Origin of the sequence: Dethiothermospora halolimnae (assembly GCF_037577855.1) — a bacterium.
GTDB classification, from domain to species: domain Bacteria; phylum Bacillota; class Clostridia; order Tissierellales; family VENL01; genus Dethiothermospora; species Dethiothermospora halolimnae.
The window spans coordinates 43421-59487 of record NZ_JBAKFX010000007.1 but is presented as its reverse complement, the minus strand read 5'-3'; the positions used below and the strand labels follow the sequence as shown (position 1 = coordinate 59487).

16 protein-coding genes are annotated in these 16067 nt (G+C 32.3%); all 16 read right to left on the bottom strand.

Features of this window, described 5'->3' with window-relative positions; translation table 11 throughout:
- Window positions 1-474: 474 nt before the first annotated feature.
- Window positions 475-1452: a porphobilinogen synthase gene (gene hemB / locus V6137_RS04705; RefSeq protein ID WP_425446731.1), complete on the bottom strand. Its 978-nt coding sequence runs from the start codon at window positions 1450-1452 to the stop codon at window positions 475-477.
- Window positions 1453-1748: 296 nt separating this feature from the next.
- Window positions 1749-3251 carry a uroporphyrinogen-III C-methyltransferase gene (gene cobA / locus V6137_RS04700; protein ID WP_425446730.1) on the bottom strand — a complete coding sequence of 501 codons (1503 nt, stop codon included), beginning with the start codon at window positions 3249-3251 and terminating at the stop codon, window positions 1749-1751.
- A complete protein-coding gene (gene hemC / locus V6137_RS04695) occupies window positions 3241-4146 on the bottom strand; it encodes a hydroxymethylbilane synthase (protein ID WP_425446729.1) in 906 nt (301 codons plus the stop codon). The genes cobA and hemC overlap by 11 nt, the downstream gene beginning before the upstream one ends.
- Window positions 4124-4723, bottom strand: coding sequence for a precorrin-2 dehydrogenase/sirohydrochlorin ferrochelatase family protein (locus tag V6137_RS04690; RefSeq protein WP_425446728.1), 600 nt, complete (start codon window positions 4721-4723; stop codon window positions 4124-4126). The genes hemC and V6137_RS04690 overlap by 23 nt, the downstream gene beginning before the upstream one ends.
- A gap of 893 nt (window positions 4724-5616) precedes the next feature.
- On the bottom strand, window positions 5617-6858 hold the full coding sequence (gene hemA, locus V6137_RS04685) for a glutamyl-tRNA reductase (protein WP_425446727.1): 1242 nt from the start codon (window positions 6856-6858) through the stop codon (window positions 5617-5619).
- Between the two features lie 25 nt (window positions 6859-6883).
- Window positions 6884-7246: a sirohydrochlorin chelatase gene (locus V6137_RS04680; RefSeq protein ID WP_425446726.1), complete on the bottom strand. Its 363-nt coding sequence runs from the start codon at window positions 7244-7246 to the stop codon at window positions 6884-6886.
- Window positions 7247-7581: 335 nt separating this feature from the next.
- The gene (gene cobK / locus V6137_RS04675) at window positions 7582-8331 is read right to left on the bottom strand and encodes a precorrin-6A reductase (protein ID WP_425446725.1); all 750 of its coding nucleotides are present in this window, start codon (window positions 8329-8331) and stop codon (window positions 7582-7584) included.
- Window positions 8328-9059, bottom strand: coding sequence for a precorrin-3B C(17)-methyltransferase (cobJ, locus tag V6137_RS04670; RefSeq protein ID WP_425446724.1), 732 nt, complete (start codon window positions 9057-9059; stop codon window positions 8328-8330). The genes cobK and cobJ overlap by 4 nt, the downstream gene beginning before the upstream one ends.
- Window positions 9056-10078: a cobalt-precorrin 5A hydrolase gene (cbiG, locus tag V6137_RS04665; RefSeq protein WP_425446723.1), complete on the bottom strand. Its 1023-nt coding sequence runs from the start codon at window positions 10076-10078 to the stop codon at window positions 9056-9058. The genes cobJ and cbiG overlap by 4 nt, the downstream gene beginning before the upstream one ends.
- The gene (cobM, locus tag V6137_RS04660) at window positions 10075-10833 is read right to left on the bottom strand and encodes a precorrin-4 C(11)-methyltransferase (protein WP_425446722.1); all 759 of its coding nucleotides are present in this window, start codon (window positions 10831-10833) and stop codon (window positions 10075-10077) included. Before cobM ends, cbiG begins: the two co-directional genes overlap by 4 nt.
- A gap of 401 nt (window positions 10834-11234) precedes the next feature.
- On the bottom strand, window positions 11235-11933 hold the full coding sequence (cobI, locus tag V6137_RS04655; protein ID WP_425446721.1) for a precorrin-2 C(20)-methyltransferase: 699 nt from the start codon (window positions 11931-11933) through the stop codon (window positions 11235-11237).
- 24 nt (window positions 11934-11957) lie between these two features.
- Window positions 11958-12545, bottom strand: a complete 588-nt coding sequence (gene cbiT, locus V6137_RS04650) for a precorrin-6Y C5,15-methyltransferase (decarboxylating) subunit CbiT (protein WP_425446720.1) — start codon at window positions 12543-12545, stop codon at window positions 11958-11960.
- Window positions 12529-13155, bottom strand: coding sequence for a precorrin-6y C5,15-methyltransferase (decarboxylating) subunit CbiE (gene cbiE / locus V6137_RS04645; protein ID WP_425446719.1), 627 nt, complete (start codon window positions 13153-13155; stop codon window positions 12529-12531). Before cbiE ends, cbiT begins: the two co-directional genes overlap by 17 nt.
- Window positions 13148-14272, bottom strand: a complete 1125-nt coding sequence (cbiD, locus tag V6137_RS04640) for a cobalt-precorrin-5B (C(1))-methyltransferase CbiD (protein WP_425446718.1) — start codon at window positions 14270-14272, stop codon at window positions 13148-13150. Before cbiD ends, cbiE begins: the two co-directional genes overlap by 8 nt.
- Before the next feature lie 334 nt (window positions 14273-14606).
- Window positions 14607-15230, bottom strand: coding sequence for a precorrin-8X methylmutase (locus V6137_RS04635; RefSeq protein ID WP_425446717.1), 624 nt, complete (start codon window positions 15228-15230; stop codon window positions 14607-14609).
- 21 nt (window positions 15231-15251) lie between these two features.
- Window positions 15252-15995: an AIR synthase related protein gene (locus V6137_RS04630; protein ID WP_425446716.1), complete on the bottom strand. Its 744-nt coding sequence runs from the start codon at window positions 15993-15995 to the stop codon at window positions 15252-15254.
- Between the last annotated feature and the right edge of the window lie 72 nt (window positions 15996-16067).

Below are 16067 nucleotides of genomic sequence, written 5' to 3'. Positions count from 1 at the left end.
TTAATTGTTAATTGTTAGTTTTGGTGGGTTCTTAATTTTTGTTTTATTCCGCAGCTTCGGAATTTTAAATTGTAAATTTTAAATTATAAATTGGTTTTATGTCTTCGTTACTGGGGGATTCGTAATCCCCCAGTTTTTCACCTTCTCTAGTTTTATTGGTTGGGGGATTACGAATCCCCCAACAACGAAATTTTAAATTGTAAATTGATGTTGTTTCGTATTTTTTTGTGATTAGTTAGTTTTGTTCTTTTTATTAGCTTTATTTTCGGCCCTTTCCCGCCACTTAGCAGGGCAGGAGGACAGGGCATGCCCTGTCCCTACACATGAGGAAACATAGCTTCTGTATCATCATATTTCTTCTTTCTTCTTTACCCATTCTTCTTTAATAAAAAGGGCGGGGGAACTGAATATATTCAGGCCTTACATACAATTGTAGCATCGAATTCATTCGACGGTTTCGTTAACTGTCCATTGTCAACTGTCAATTCTCAATTGTTTACAGATTTCTTTTGCAAAGTAGGTAATAATAATATCTGCTCCTGCTCTTTTTATTGAGGTTAAGGCTTCTATTATTGCATCTTCACTTAATAGTCCAGTATCCACTGCCGTTCTTAACATTGAGTATTCTCCACTTACATTATAGGCTGCTATTGGAATGTTGTGGTTATCCTTTATTCTTCTTATTATATCCAAGTATGGTAGTGCCGGCTTAACCATAACTATATCGGCTCCTTCTTCTATATCCAGTTGGACTTCCCTAAGGGCCTCATCGCCATTTGCTGGATCCATTTGATAGGTCTTTCTATCTCCAAAGGATGGTGCTGAGTGGGCCGCAGCTCTAAATGGACCATAAAAACTTGATGCATATTTTGCACTATAGGCCATTATGGGGATATTACTATATCCCTCTTTGTCTAACTGTTTCCTTATATAACCAATCCTTGCATCCATCATATCCGATGGTGCCACCATATCAGCTCCAGCTTTGGCATGACTTACAGCTATCTTTCCAAGGTAGTCTAGAGTTTCATCATTGTCTATAATCCCTTCTTCTGTTAATATTCCACAATGGCCGTGATCTGTATATTGGCACATACATATATCAGTTATTATATACATATCTTTATAATTTTTCTTAATCTCTCTTACAGCTCTTTGGACTATGCCATTGTCGCTATAGGATTCTGTTCCAAGGCAATCCTTATTATCTGGTATGCCAAATATAAGTAACGACTTTATACCACAATCCCTTATCTCTTTTACTTCTTCATATAACATATCTACTGATAAGTGATAGTTTCCCTTTAATGTGGATATTTCTTCTTTTCTATTTTTGCCTTCAACTACAAATATGGGATAAACTAAATCATCTGGAGTTATTTTAGTTTCCCTTATTAGATCTCTTATTGCTTTATTTGCCCTTAGCCTTCTAGGTCTTTTAGTTATTTTCATTTTTATAGTAACACCCCTTTGCCGAAGCGGTTGCTTCGGAATTGTTAATTTTTAATTGTTAATTATTAGTTTTGGTGGTTCCAAAGTTTTTGCCTTGGATCGCCTTCGGAATTTTAAATTGTAAATTTCAAATTATAAATTGTGGTGTTTCGTGTTTTTTTGGTGAACAGTTAGTTTTGTTCTTTTTATTAGCTTTATTTTCGGCCCTTTCCCACCACTTTACAGGGTGGGAGGCTTGAATATATTCAAGCCCTACATACAAGGAAGCATAGCTTCCGTATCTTTTAATTTAAAATTTATAATTTACAATTTATAATTGTTTTCAAAACTCCCTCAATTGTATACTCCTCTGCTTCCCTATAAACTTTTAGTCCAAAGTTTTCTATTGTTTCTGAAGTTATTGGGCCTATTGATATTAGTTTTGTACTTTTAAGTTTATCCACATTTTCTTCTCCAATAATAGATATAAAGTTTTTAACTGTGGATGAACTTGTGAATGTTATGTAGTCTATTTCATTATTTTGAAGGAAACTATACATTTCTTCCTTGTTTCCATCTCCTAAAACTGTATCATATGTTTTTACTTCATCTACATAACATACCTCATTTAGTTTATCCACAAGATAACTTCTGGCATTTGATGATCTTGGGATAAGTACTTTATTATTACTATTTAAATTCTTACTAAGACTTTCATATATATTTTCTGCAACATACTTTTCAGGTATGATATCCGGTATTATTCCATACTTCTTAAGGGCTTTTGATGTTTTAGGCCCTATGGCAACTACTTTTATATTTCCTAATTTTCTACTATCATATCCCATATTCAATAACCTATTAAAAAATATATCAACACCATTTATGCTTGTAAATATTACATAATCATAATTCCCAATATTGTTTATCTTGTCTTCTAAATCTTTATTAGGATTTATTTCTTTAATTCTTATAGTTGGAAACTCTATTGGATTTCCCCCTAGGTCCATTATTTTCTTTACTAAGCTACTACTTTGGGCTCTAGCCCTAGTTACCACTATATTTTTACCCAGTAAAGGCTTTTTATCAAAGAAGCTTAATTTATCCCTTAGAGATACTACACCTCCGATCACTATAAGGGATGGTGGTTTTATTCCCTCTTCTTGTACCTTATCATATATATTTTCTAAATTGCCCGTTAAAACTTTTTGATTATATCTTGTTGCCCAGTTTATTATTGCCACTTCTGTATCTTTGGTTTTACCATTTTTAATTAGATTTTCCGTTATATTTTTTAGATTTTTCATCCCCATTAAAAATACTAATGTTCCATCTAAACTAGCTAAAGCTTTCCAATTAAGCTCCTTTTTATCATCTTTTAAATGTCCAGTTATAACATGAAATGATGATGCAAAATCCCTATGGGTTATTGGTATTCCGCCATAGCATAAACCTCCTATGGCAGATGTTATTCCCGGAATTACTTCAAAATCCACATTATTATCATAAAGAATTTCCCCTTCTTCTCCACCCCTACCAAATACATAGGGGTCTCCCCCCTTTAGCCTTGCTACGATTTTTCCTTCCTTAGCTTTATTACATAATAGCTGATTTATATCTTTCTGCTTCATTGTATGGTCACTGGATTTTTTCCCTACATATATGAATTCACAACTCTTTTTAGCTTCCTTTAATATTTTCTTATTTGCTAGTCTATCATAAACTATAACATCCGATTGTCTAATTACTTCAAGAGCCTTTAAAGTAAGTAACTTATAATCCCCTGGTCCTGCCCCTATAAGATAAACTTTACCTTTCATCTTTATCAATCTCCTTAAGGATTTTATCAGCCAATTTATAACCTAATTCCTTTTCCTCTCCAATTTTTCCCTTAATAGTATCCCTTACTATACATTTTCCATCTTCATCTCCAAATAAACCTTCTAAGGTTATATTATCTCCCTCTACTATACAGTAGGCACCTATAGGTATATGACAACTACCATTTACCCCTTTTAAAAATGCCCTCTCACTTTTAACTTGTATATTTGATTTTTCATCTTTTATGCTATTTAACATTTCTTTTAAATCTTCTCTATTCTCTCTAATCTCTATAGCTAAAGCTCCTTGAGCCGGTGCCGGTAATATAATATTTGGTGGTATATACATTGATATTCTATCTTCCCAACCTAGTCTTAATACCCCCGCCGCTGCTAGTATTACTCCGTCTAGATTTTCTGTCTCTATCTTATTTATTCTAGTTCCTATATTTCCCCTAATGGGTAAAACATTTAAATCCGGTCTATGTTTTAGTATCTGATACTTCCTTCTTTTACTTCCTGTACCTATTTTACCTCCCTTAGGTATATCCTCTATTGAGTTATATCCTTCTTTTAATATAAGTACATCCCTTGGGTCTTCCCTTTTTGGTATATCTACAAACATAAGATTTTCTGGAGTTTCCGATGGCATGTCCTTCATACTATGAACAGCTATATCTATACTTCCATCTAACAGTTCCTTTTCTATCTCCCTAACAAATAACCCCTTATCTCCTATCTTATCTAAGGCCACATCTTTGATTCTATCCCCCTTCGTTTTTATGACCTTTATTTCAAACTCCATATCAGGGTATTCTTTCTTTAGACTATCTACAACCCAATTACTTTGTATAAGGGCTAATTTACTACCCCTAGATCCTACTACTATTTTCATATATTTCTCTCCTTTTTTTAAGGTCTTCTATATTAAGATTTATTATTTCATTTAATATTTCTCTTCTTTTAATTTTGTCATCACATTTCTTTAAAACAAGTTCCCTAATATCTCCTAATAATTTTATATATTCATCATATTCATCGGTATATTTCTTTTCTAAATCTTTTCTTATTTTTTTACATAACGAAGGACTTTTTCCCATTGTTGATACGGATATTGTCAAGTCTCCCCTTTTTATACTAGATGGTATTATAAACTCTGATAGTTCTTTACTGTCAACTATATTGCAGAGGATATCATTTTTTTTACAATCCTCTGCTATCTTTTTATTTATACTATGGTCAGATGTTGCTCCAAATACTAAAAAAGAACCTTTAATATGTTCTTCTTTATATTTTTTTTTTATTAAGTTTATGTTTTTTATATTTTTAAATTGTTCGTGGAAATAAGGGCTTATAACAGTTATATTTTTGTTGAATTGTAGAAGTTTTTTAGTCTTTCTTAAAGCAACTTTTCCTCCACCTATTATTGTTATTTTTTTATTTTCTATATTTAACATTATTGGGTAAAACATTTTTACATAACACCCCGTTGGCCGAAGCGGTGCTTCGGAATTTTAAATTGTAAATTTTAAATTATAAATTGTGTTGTTTCGTATTTTTTTGGTAAACAGTTAGTTTTGTTCTTTTTATTAGCTTTATTTTTGGCCCTTTCCCTCCACTTAACAGGGCGGAGGACTAGGCATGCCTAGTCCCTACATATTTTGTTACTGGGGAATTCGTAATCCCCCAGTTTTTGACCTTCTCTAGTTTTATTGGTTGAGGGATTACGAATCCCCCAACAACATAAAAGTCTATAGCTTCGACTTCAGTCGAAGGTTTCCTTATCTATTCTTTATTCTCTATTCTTTATTCTTTACTTTAAGTTCTCTGCTTTTATATTTCTTCTTTCTTCTTTACCCATTCTTATTTAATAAAAGGGCGGGAGGACTAGGTATGCCTAGTTCCTACATATTTTGTTACTGGGGGATTCGTAATCCCCCAGTTTTTGACCTTCTCTAGTTTTATTGGTTGAGGGATTACGAATCCCCCAACAACATAAAAGTCTATAGCTTCGACTTCAGTCGAAGGTTTCCTTATCTATTCTTTATTCTCTATTCTTTATTCTTTACTTTAAGTTCTCTGCTTTTATATTTCTTCTTTCTTCTTTACCCATTCTTATTTAATAAAAGGGCGGAGGACTAGGTATGCCTAGTTCCTACATATTTTGTTACTGGGGGATTCGTAATCCTCCAGTTTTTGACCTTCTCTAGTTTTATTGGTTGAGGGATTACGAATCCCCCAACAACATAAAAATCTATAGCTTCGACCAAGTCGAAGGTTTCCTTATCTATTCTTTATTCTCTATTCTTTATTCTTTACTTTAAGTTCTCTGCTTTTATATTTCTTCTTTCTTCTTTACCCATTCTTATTTAATAAAGAGTTTCTCTAAGACATCAATATAGTTTTCCCTCTCCTCATCATCGGCGGTTCCTTTCAGTTTAACTATAGGCTCCCTTATTAGTCTCTTTAAGGCTGAGTTTAGCATTTTTGATATTATTTTTTTCTCTCTACAATCTAAATCTAACTTTCTATATATTATATTTAAGGTATCCTGTTCTATTTCTTTACATCTTTCATTTAAATCCTTTATTATTGGGTCTGCCTTTACTGTTTTTAGCCACAATAATAAGTCATCTATATTATCTTTAATCATTCCTTTTGCTTTTAGAGATAATTGTTCTCTTTTCTTTTCATTTTCCGTTGATATATCCTTTAAGTTATCTATATCATATAGAAATATATTATCAAGCTCCCCCACTTCTTTATCTACATCCCTAGGTAGTGCCATATCCATTATATATAAGGGCTTATCTCTATTGGACATTTTATTTTTCTCAATAATTCTATGGGGAGATGCCGTGGCTGTTATTAATATATCTACTTTTTCTATTATAGAGTATCTATCATAGTAGTCTATGGGAATAATATCTGGATAATCTTTTTTTAGATTAACTGTTTTGTCATGATTTCTGTTAGACATATATATATTGTCTAAGTCTTCTTCTAAAAGATGTTTTAATGCCAATTTTCCCATTTTCCCAAGGCCTATTATCAATGCATTCTTTCCCTTTAGTGAACCTAATTTATCTTTTAAATATTTCACCCCAATATAACTTATAGATAAGGGATGTTCTGATATCTTTATTTTACTTTTTATATTCTTCGCAGTGGTTACTGCTTCCCTAAATATTTTATTAAGGATTTTTTTACTAGAACCTAAATCCATTGCAAAGTTATGGGCCTCTTTAACCTGTCCTAAAATTTGATCCTCTCCTAGAACTATTGATTTTAATCCAGAGGAGACCTCATATAAATGATATATAGCATCTCTTCCCTTTATAGTAAACAGATATTCTTTTATATTGTTAATTTTAAAGAAGTCTTTATAAAAATTTTTAATAAAGTCTATACTGTCATCTATTTTATCTTCTTTATCTATTATATAAATTTCACTTCTGTTACACGTGGATATAATTACTACTTCTTTTATTCCCTTATCTAGTAAAATATTTGTTCCCTCAATCTTTTTAGTATCTGTAAAGGATACCTTTTCCCTTATTTCTATGGGGGCATTATTATGATTAAGTCCTATTACTGCAATATTCATGAAAAAACCTCCAAATTATTTAAGGCTAGTTTATGGCCTTTGCCCTATCTATAAGTATATCTGCCAGCAGTGGTTCTACACCTATTGGCTTTCCAAATACAATATCTATATTGTGCTTCTCTTTTAACTTTTCTATTAGATTAGGAATATCCCTTTTTATATGGATTCCTTCATATAAAAAGTATGGGACCATTACTATCTTTTCCACATTTTCACCGGCTAATTTCCCTACTACTGTTTCTATAGATGGTCCGCATATTTCCATATGGGCTCCTTCTACTATGTCATATTCTGATTTATCCCTTACTAACTCTACCATTTTATCAAATGTTTCCTGTGCCTTATCTGATCTACTCCCGTGTCCTACTATTAATAATGCCTCTTTCATATTATTATCACCCTTTCTGCCGAAGCGGTGCTTCGGAATTGTTAATTTTTAATTGTTAATTGTTAGGTTTGGTGGATTCAAAGTTTCTGCCTTGGACCGAAGCTTCGGAATTTTAAATTGTAAATTTTAAATTATAAATTGTGGTGTTTCATGGTTCTTGGTTATTAGTTATTTTTATTCTTTTAATCAGGTTTGTTTTCACCCCTTCCCACCACTTAACAGGGCGGGTGGACTGGGCATGCCCAGCCCCTACATTTCATAGATTTTGCCTTGTCCCTATATAATTTAATTCTACGACTGTAAGGAGTAAAATCTCATTATCTATTCTTTATTCTTTATTCTTTATTCTCTATCTTTCTAACTATTTCATCAACATCAAAAAACTTCTCCCCATAATCAATAACTGGCCTGTTGATAACTATGGGCTCTATCCCTATTTCCTTTGCTGACTCTATTTTTTCCTTTGTTCCTCCTATATCTCCACTATCCTTTGTTATCATATGTTTTATATTGTATTGTTTATATATTTCCCTATTTAAGCCCTTATTAAATGGGCCTTGTAGTGCTAAAATTTGTTTAGGAATAAAGCCTAAATTTTCACATTTTTTTATAACCTTTGATGTGGGAAGAACCCTTATGTATAATCTATTTATATTTATGTTTTCCACAAATACCTTAAGATTATTGCTTCCCGTTGTTAATAATATATTTCCTTCTGTCGACTTTAAATATTTTGTACATTCTTTAAAGGTATCAAATGACAATATGTCGTTGTATTTTCCCCTTTCCCTTTCATACCTAATATACTTTATACTAGTATCCTTAGAGGCAAATATTATATTTTTTGAAGCCTCTTCTGCATAGGGGTGGGTACAATCTATTATTAAATCTATGTCATAACTTATTAATAAGTCTTTCATTTCACTTTTATTAAGACTTTTAGATATTACTTTTAAATTTTTATTATTACCAATAAGCTTTTTACCATACTCTGTGGTTGTTGTTGCCAATACTTTAAAACCTTTTTCTAGTAACTTATTTATTATTATTCTTCCATCTTTGGTACCAGATAATACTAATATCATAGATTATATCCTCTAGGGGTTATCATTTTATTGTTCTTTACATAGGTTTTAGAGTTACCTATTATAACCGTTGTGAGCATATCTATTTTTTCATTTAACATGTCATTAAGGGTAGTTATCCTTACTGTCTCACCATCCCTTTTTGCATTTCTTACTATACCAACTGGAGTATTTCCATCTTTATATTTAAGTAATATATCCCTTGCTATTTCTATATGCTTCTGTCTTCCTTTACTCTTAGGATTATATAAAGCTACAACAAAATCCCCTTCCCCTGCACAATGGATTCTTTTTTTAATAAGCTCCCAATCTGTTAGTAAGTCACTTAAACTTATGGTTGCATAGTCATGCATAATAGGAGCCCCTAGAGAAGATGCTGCTCCATTGGAAGCGGTAATACCGGGCACTATCTCTATTTCTATATCACTTCCATCTTTATTTAAAACTTCAAGCATTATTCCAGCCATACCGTATACTCCCGCATCTCCACTACTTATTAGAGATACTATTTTATCTTCTTTAGCTTCATTTAAAACTATTTCACACCGGTCTATTTCCTTTTTCATCCCCGATGATATTACCTTTTTATCTTTAATTAAGTCTTCAACTAAGTCTATATACGTTTTATATCCAACCACAACATCAGAAGCCTTTATAGCTTCCATTGAAGCCATGGACATATATTCATGTTTACCGGGACCTAGACCTATAACAAATATTTTTTTCATTGTTGTTCCTCCCAAACTGATAATGTTATACCATCAAAGGGTTCCTTTTTCATAAGACATTTCCCTTCATTACTTGCTAAGTATCCACAGGGTTCACAAACTGCCCCTACCCCTATGGACTTCTTAACGAACTCCGATGTATCAAATTGTTTTTCAATTTTCAGTATACTGGCCTTATCTATTATGTCTATAGGGATATCATAATCTTTAGAAACCTCAATAATCCCTTTTTCATCCTTTTTCAAATCAATTGTGGCCAGCTTTTTCACACTTTTTAAATCTAAGTTTAATTGGTCAAGGGCTATTTCTATAGATTTCTTTACCTTTTCGGTTTTTATTCCCCTTCTACAACCAATACCTAGTACAATATTTTTATTTATTAACTTCACATATGGTAAGGTATGTTTTATATTTAAATTCTTTTTATTTGTTATATATATAACCCCATTCACCCCTTTTTCCTTATCCATTATTACATTATTTGGTAATGGTATATCTACTTTTATATCTGATTTTATTCCTACTAAACCATCATTCACTATTAATGATGTTATAGGCTTAGCATTTTCTAAATTGTCTATTTCTAAGCCTAATCTCATGGCAAGGGTATCCACTGCTATCTTGTTATTTACATCTGAAGCTGTGGTTATAACTGGTGTGGCCTTTAGTTGTTTCGATAATTCCTCAGTATATTGATTGGCCTTTCCTAGATGACCAGAAAGAAGGCTTATTATAAATTGTCCCTTCTCATCCATAACCAATATTGCAGGGTCTTTATCCTTTTTTTCTATATATTTTGATATCACCCTAACAACTATTCCCGTCGCCATAATGAATAAAAGCATATCATATTTTTTAAATAGTTCACCTACAAAGTCAGATAGTTTTCCCTTTATGGGTAATGCCATATTATCATTCCATTTTGGTAATGCATACAAATCTATATGGGGAAGCTTTTTCTTTATCTCTTTTCCCTTCTTAAGTCCACCTTTAGTAACAGTTAAGACTCCAATTTTCACTTTTTTCCACTCCTATATTCGTGACTAAAGTTTTTATCGTATAATTTTGATAAACTATATTTATTTCCCAAGAAATTTCCTACTAGTATTTGGGCAGTTTTTGTTATGTTTTCTTCCTTAACCTTTTTAGATATATTTTTTAAAGTGCCAATAACTATTTTTTCATCTTCCCATGTTGCCCGTTGAACAACAGCCACTGGACAGTCTTCTCCATAATGGGGTATTAGTTTTTTAACCACATCATCTATCATATGAACAGATAGAAATATTGCCATAGACGCTTTATGGGATGCTAAAGACTCTAGATTCTCACTCTCTGGAACCTTAGTTCTTCCCTCTAGTCTTGTACATATAACAGTTTGGGAAACATCAGGAAGGGTAAACTCCTTCTTTATTGCTGCAGCCGATGCAACAAAAGAGCTGACCCCCGGGATAACTTCATATTCTATATTTAATTTATCTAATCTATCCATCTGCTCCCTTATTGCTCCATATATACTTGGATCTCCCGTATGAACCCTTACTACTTTTTTACCCTCTTCTACACCTTTTTCTATAACATCAATAACCTCATCTAGAGTCATACTGGCACTATTATATACTTCACTATCTTTTTTTCTACAACCTATTATTCCCTTATTTACAAGGGAACCGGCATATATAATTATATCCGCCTCTTCCACTTTTTTTCTTCCCTTTACAGTTATAAGCTCCGGATCCCCAGGTCCTGCACCGATTATATATATTTTTTTCATATATTATGCCTCCTTTCTTGTTTTCATTTATCTTTTAGGGAATTAATTTCCCTGTACCTTTGATAATGGACAATTGACAGTTGCAAATTGACAATTGAAGGTGATTTTAGTCACTTTGTTCCTAAAATATTATATTTAAAATCGGCTTCAGCCGATTTGTACATTAAATTATCCACTGTCAATTGTTAATTAATTCACCCCGCCTCTTCATACGGCAGGGGTCTGAATATATTCAGACCCTACATATATATAATTAAATAGTTCTTACACCATTTTAAGAGTTGGGGGATTACGAATCCCCCAACAACGAATCGGACAGGGCACGCCCTGTCCCTACGTTTTTTATTTTACGACCATCGGGAGTAAAATCACCTTATCTATTCTTTATTCTCTATTCTTTATTATTTATTTTTAATAATGCTTGTTGACAAATAGTGTATTTTATCATTCTTGAGCCTTTCTATATCTGTAATAATCTCCTCTTCTTCTGTTCCACATTTTGATACCAAGATAAAGTTATCTTGATATCCCTTTTCTACTAACTTTTTAGCAAGTAATTTACTATCATGGGATGGCTTCATTACCACTATATTGTCACACTCATCAAGTACAGTATCTAACTTTTTACTATCCTTCATAAGGGGAAGTATACAAAGGGTTTCCCCTTTAGAAGCCAGTGGAGTATTTGTTCTACTGGCCACTGCACAAAAAGACGTGATTCCCGGTATAGTTTCTATATCTACATTTTCCTCCTTTAGATATGGTAATAAATACATATATGTACTATATACCATTGGATCACCTATTGTTAAAAAGGCTATATGTTTTCCTTTATTTAAATGTTTTAGTATAATTTTAGAGTTTTCTTTCCACTTTTTTTCTAAAACTTTATCATCATGAGTCATGGGAAATGTTAGATATAATATCTCCATATCCTCTTTAAGATAATTTTTTCCTATATTAAAGGCTATACTTCCCTTTTCTTTTTTTGCCTCTGGACATATAACCATATCTACTTTTTTTAACGTGTTAACTGCCTTTATAGTGATTAGTTCAGGATCCCCGGGACCTACCCCTATTCCATAAAATTTTCCTTTCATAATAGTCCTCCTTAGACTAATAGATTATTTCTTTTCTGCTGATATAACATACACTGGATTATTCCCCTCCATAAGGGTATATTCCTTTATAAATCTCCCCTTTGAAACATTTATCTGGGCTACATCTATATCTGTATATCCCCTGCTTTTTATTAAATCCAATGCCTTATATATGTTTTCTATGGTTATAAGATTTATAACCAGTCTTCCTTCTTTTTTTAAGTTTTTATCAAGCCAATCAAATATCTCTACTAACTTTCCTCCACTGCCTCCTATAATGGCCCTATCAATCTTAGGTACGTTATCTAAAATTCCAGGAGCTAGCCCCTTTATCACCTTCACATTGGATAACTTAAACTTATTTATGTTTTCATTAATAATATTTACCCCATCATCTTTTCTTTCAATTGCATAAACCATTCCTTTTTTAGCAAACAGACCACATTCTATGGATACAGACCCAGTTCCTGCACCTATATCTACTATTGTACTATCTTTATTTAGCCTTAACTTACTCATAGTTATACTTCTGACTTCTTCTTTTGTCATTGGTACCTTTCCCCTAATAAACATATCATCGGGGATACCATAGGTATCATATTTCCATTTCATCTATTATCACCACCACTGATATATCATAATCTTTTCTTTTTATAACTTCATTAGGCTTAGCTATAGTTACATTTTCATTATCATAGGATAGATTCTCTCCTATGCATATAAGTCTATTATTTATATTTTTATTTATTAACTCTTCGGCAATTTTTGTTGGTGTCCATTTTCTATCGGTTAAAAGTCCTACCTTTTTATATTCTCTAACCTTAGCTATAAAATCAATCTCTCTACCATGTAAACTACCTATATATGCATCCTGCCATGTTTGTCCTAGTTTTGAAAACATATATTGAATGGAACTTATTCCCGGTACTACTTCTAAATCTTCACTACTAAAGTTTCTCTTTAAAAAGGACAGTAAGCTGTAAAAGCCAGTATCTCCAGAAACAATTATGGCTATATTTTTATTTATATTATTTTTAATAAATGGTACTATTTCATTTATCCTTCCCGTTATCTCAAAAGTATCTTTACCTTCTATCTTTACACTTTCTAGATTTCTTTTAGCACCTATTATTATTTCCGCTTCTTCTATTTTTTCTTTTGCTATAGGTAATACATAATCCCCATGTCCTGGCCCTAGGCCAATGACTTTTATTTTATTCATTTTTAAATTCCTCCATTAGCCCATCAAAATTATGGCTTTTTCCAAGGGTTCCATACTCTTTAGAAAATATAATAGTTCCAAAATCTATTTCCTCATAGGATCTCTCTTCACATTTTTTTGTTATTTTATTTGCCAATATATTAAAAACCTCTTCTAACCCTTGTTCTTTTATATATCCTATAGCCTCATCGGTGGTTATTGAGTTCATTATTTTTTTATTTAATTCTTTACTACTCCCTAGGATTCCACAATTGGCTGTTAATATTTCCATTCTCCCATCGGCCATTTTACTATGGGTGTTAAATATCCCCCCTGCTACTTTCGCCATTTTTCCTATATGACCTATAAATAATATCTTTTTCATATTATATTCAACTGCTTTATCTATCATATATCCTATATAATTGCTAGTTTTAACTACTAAGTCTCTATCTAATCCCATCTCTAAAGCAAAATCTCTACCATAGTTTCCCGGTGAAAATATTATTTTGTCTATATTCTTTTCTCTTAATATAGATAGCTCCAGTGCTAATGATTCCTTTAGGGCATCCTCAGACATAGGTTCCACTATTCCCGTTGTTCCTATAATAGATATTCCACCTTCTATCCCTAGTTTTGGATTAAAGGTTTTTCTAGCTATATTAACACCTTCAGGGGCATATATGGTTATTTTTACACCACTATTTTCAGGAAGTACCTTTTTTACTTCCTCTTCTATCATTTTCATCGGAACAGGATTTATTGCATATCTACCCACTGGAACCGATAAGCCTTTTTTAGTTACCTTTCCAATACCTATGCCTCCCGTTATAATAATTCCCTTAGTTATCTTTTCCGCTTTAGCATATATTTTTAATTTATTTGTAACATCAGGGTCGTCTCCACTATCCTTTTCTATCCCACAGGATGTTTTATCATTACCTATGTTAATATCTAAAATATCTAAATTTAGTACCCATCCTTTAGGTGTGTCTATTTCTATTGAATTAATTTTCCTATTGTTAAAGAGCATATAGGTGGCAGCCTTAGCAGCCCCTGTTGCACAGGAACCTGTGGTATATCCGTATCTTAGTTTTTTATTTCCTTTAGTTACATAGCGGTTTAAAATTTTTATCACCCCTTGGCCGAAGCGGGGCTTCGGAATTGTTAATTTTTAATTGTTAATTGTTAGTTTCGGTGGGTCCTAAGTTTTTGCCTTGGACCGGCTTCGGAATTTTAAATTGTAAATTTTAAATTATAAATTGTGGTGTTTCGTGGTTTGTGGTTGTTAGTCGTTTTTGTTCTTTAAATCTATTTTATTTTCGGTCCATTCCCGCCGCTTTCAGGGCGGGAGGCTGAATATATTCAGCCCCTACATATCATAGATTTTGCCTTGCCTCTATATAATGAAATTTTACGACCACAGGGAGTAAAATCTCATTATCTATTCTTTATTCTCTATTCTTTATTCTTTAAATTAAGTAAATCATTGCATTAATAATGGCTGCAGCCACTGTGCTGCCTCCTTTTCTTCCCTTTGTTGCTATATATGGTATATCTAGTTTCATAAGTTCTTCTTTGGACTCCTCTGCTCCTACAAATCCCACTGGAACCCCTATTATTAAATCTGGTTTTTCCATCCCTTCTTTTATAAGTCTTATGAGGGTGTATAATGCCGTTGGGGCATTCCCTATGGCAAATATTTTTATATTATCATCTTTGCATGCCTTTTCCATTGACACCATTGACCTTGTTATACCCCTTTTTTTAGCCTCTTCTCTCACATCATCATCATGTACAAAATTTACTATGTCTCCACCTAACTTAGATAATCTTCTCTTATTTATTCCTGAACGTATCATACTAGTATCTGTATATATATTTGATCCATTTTTCAGTGCTTTAATACCATTATCTATTGCATCTTTATGTATTTTAATTATATCTCCATATTCAAAATCAGCAGTTGTATGGATTACCCTTTTTACTACTTTTCCAGTCTTTTCATCAAATCTATTATTTTTTTCTCCTAATTCTTCTGTTATTATTTCAAAACTTGTTCTTTCTATTTCCATAGGATTTTTTACATAGCTCATATTTAGCCACCTCTTTTAGTTTTATAAGATTTTACCTAATATATTTATTGGTACCGAAAAATTTTCTATTAATTCATTATAAAAATCTTTATCAATGGTTACTATTCCACAAGTTGCTGGACCTGCTGATTTATTTATATTAACCTTTATATTCTCATATAATTCGTATTTAAGTTTATTATTTTTACATATCTCATTTATTTCATGTATAATTCCTTTAGAACCCACTGGTATTATTTCCTTCACATAGGACTTACTATAAAGTTCCTTTATAATAGGTAATGTTATTATTTCTCCATTATCCTTTATAACTTCTTCTCCCACCTTTGGTAACCCTATTGAAATTATTAAGTCTCCCCTGTGACTTTTAGGTATTTCCCAATTTTCATCATTTATGATACCTATGGCTGTTATTCCAACTCCCGTTTGACAAACTGGAAAGTTTTCCTCTGTACTACCTGTTAATATTACATCTTCGTCTATATCCAAAGGCTCTATGGCCCTTTTTATTCCCTTTATTATCTCCATACCGGTATCATCCATTTCCACCGATAATGTATCAACAATAGTTATAACCTCTCCCCCCACAGATAATATTTCCTTTAATGGAACTTGACATGTGAAGTATCCCACAATATGTGGGGGAACCTTAACTATATCATTTTCTTTACTTCCTATCCCTCCAGCTGAGTCACAGGCTATAACCATGGTTTGATTTTTATTTATATTTATTAGGCTCAAGTCTCTGTATCGTGTTATTTTCATAAATTCCTCCAATTTTATCTTCTCTAGTTTTATTGGTTGGGGGATTACGAATCCCCCAACAACATAAACGAC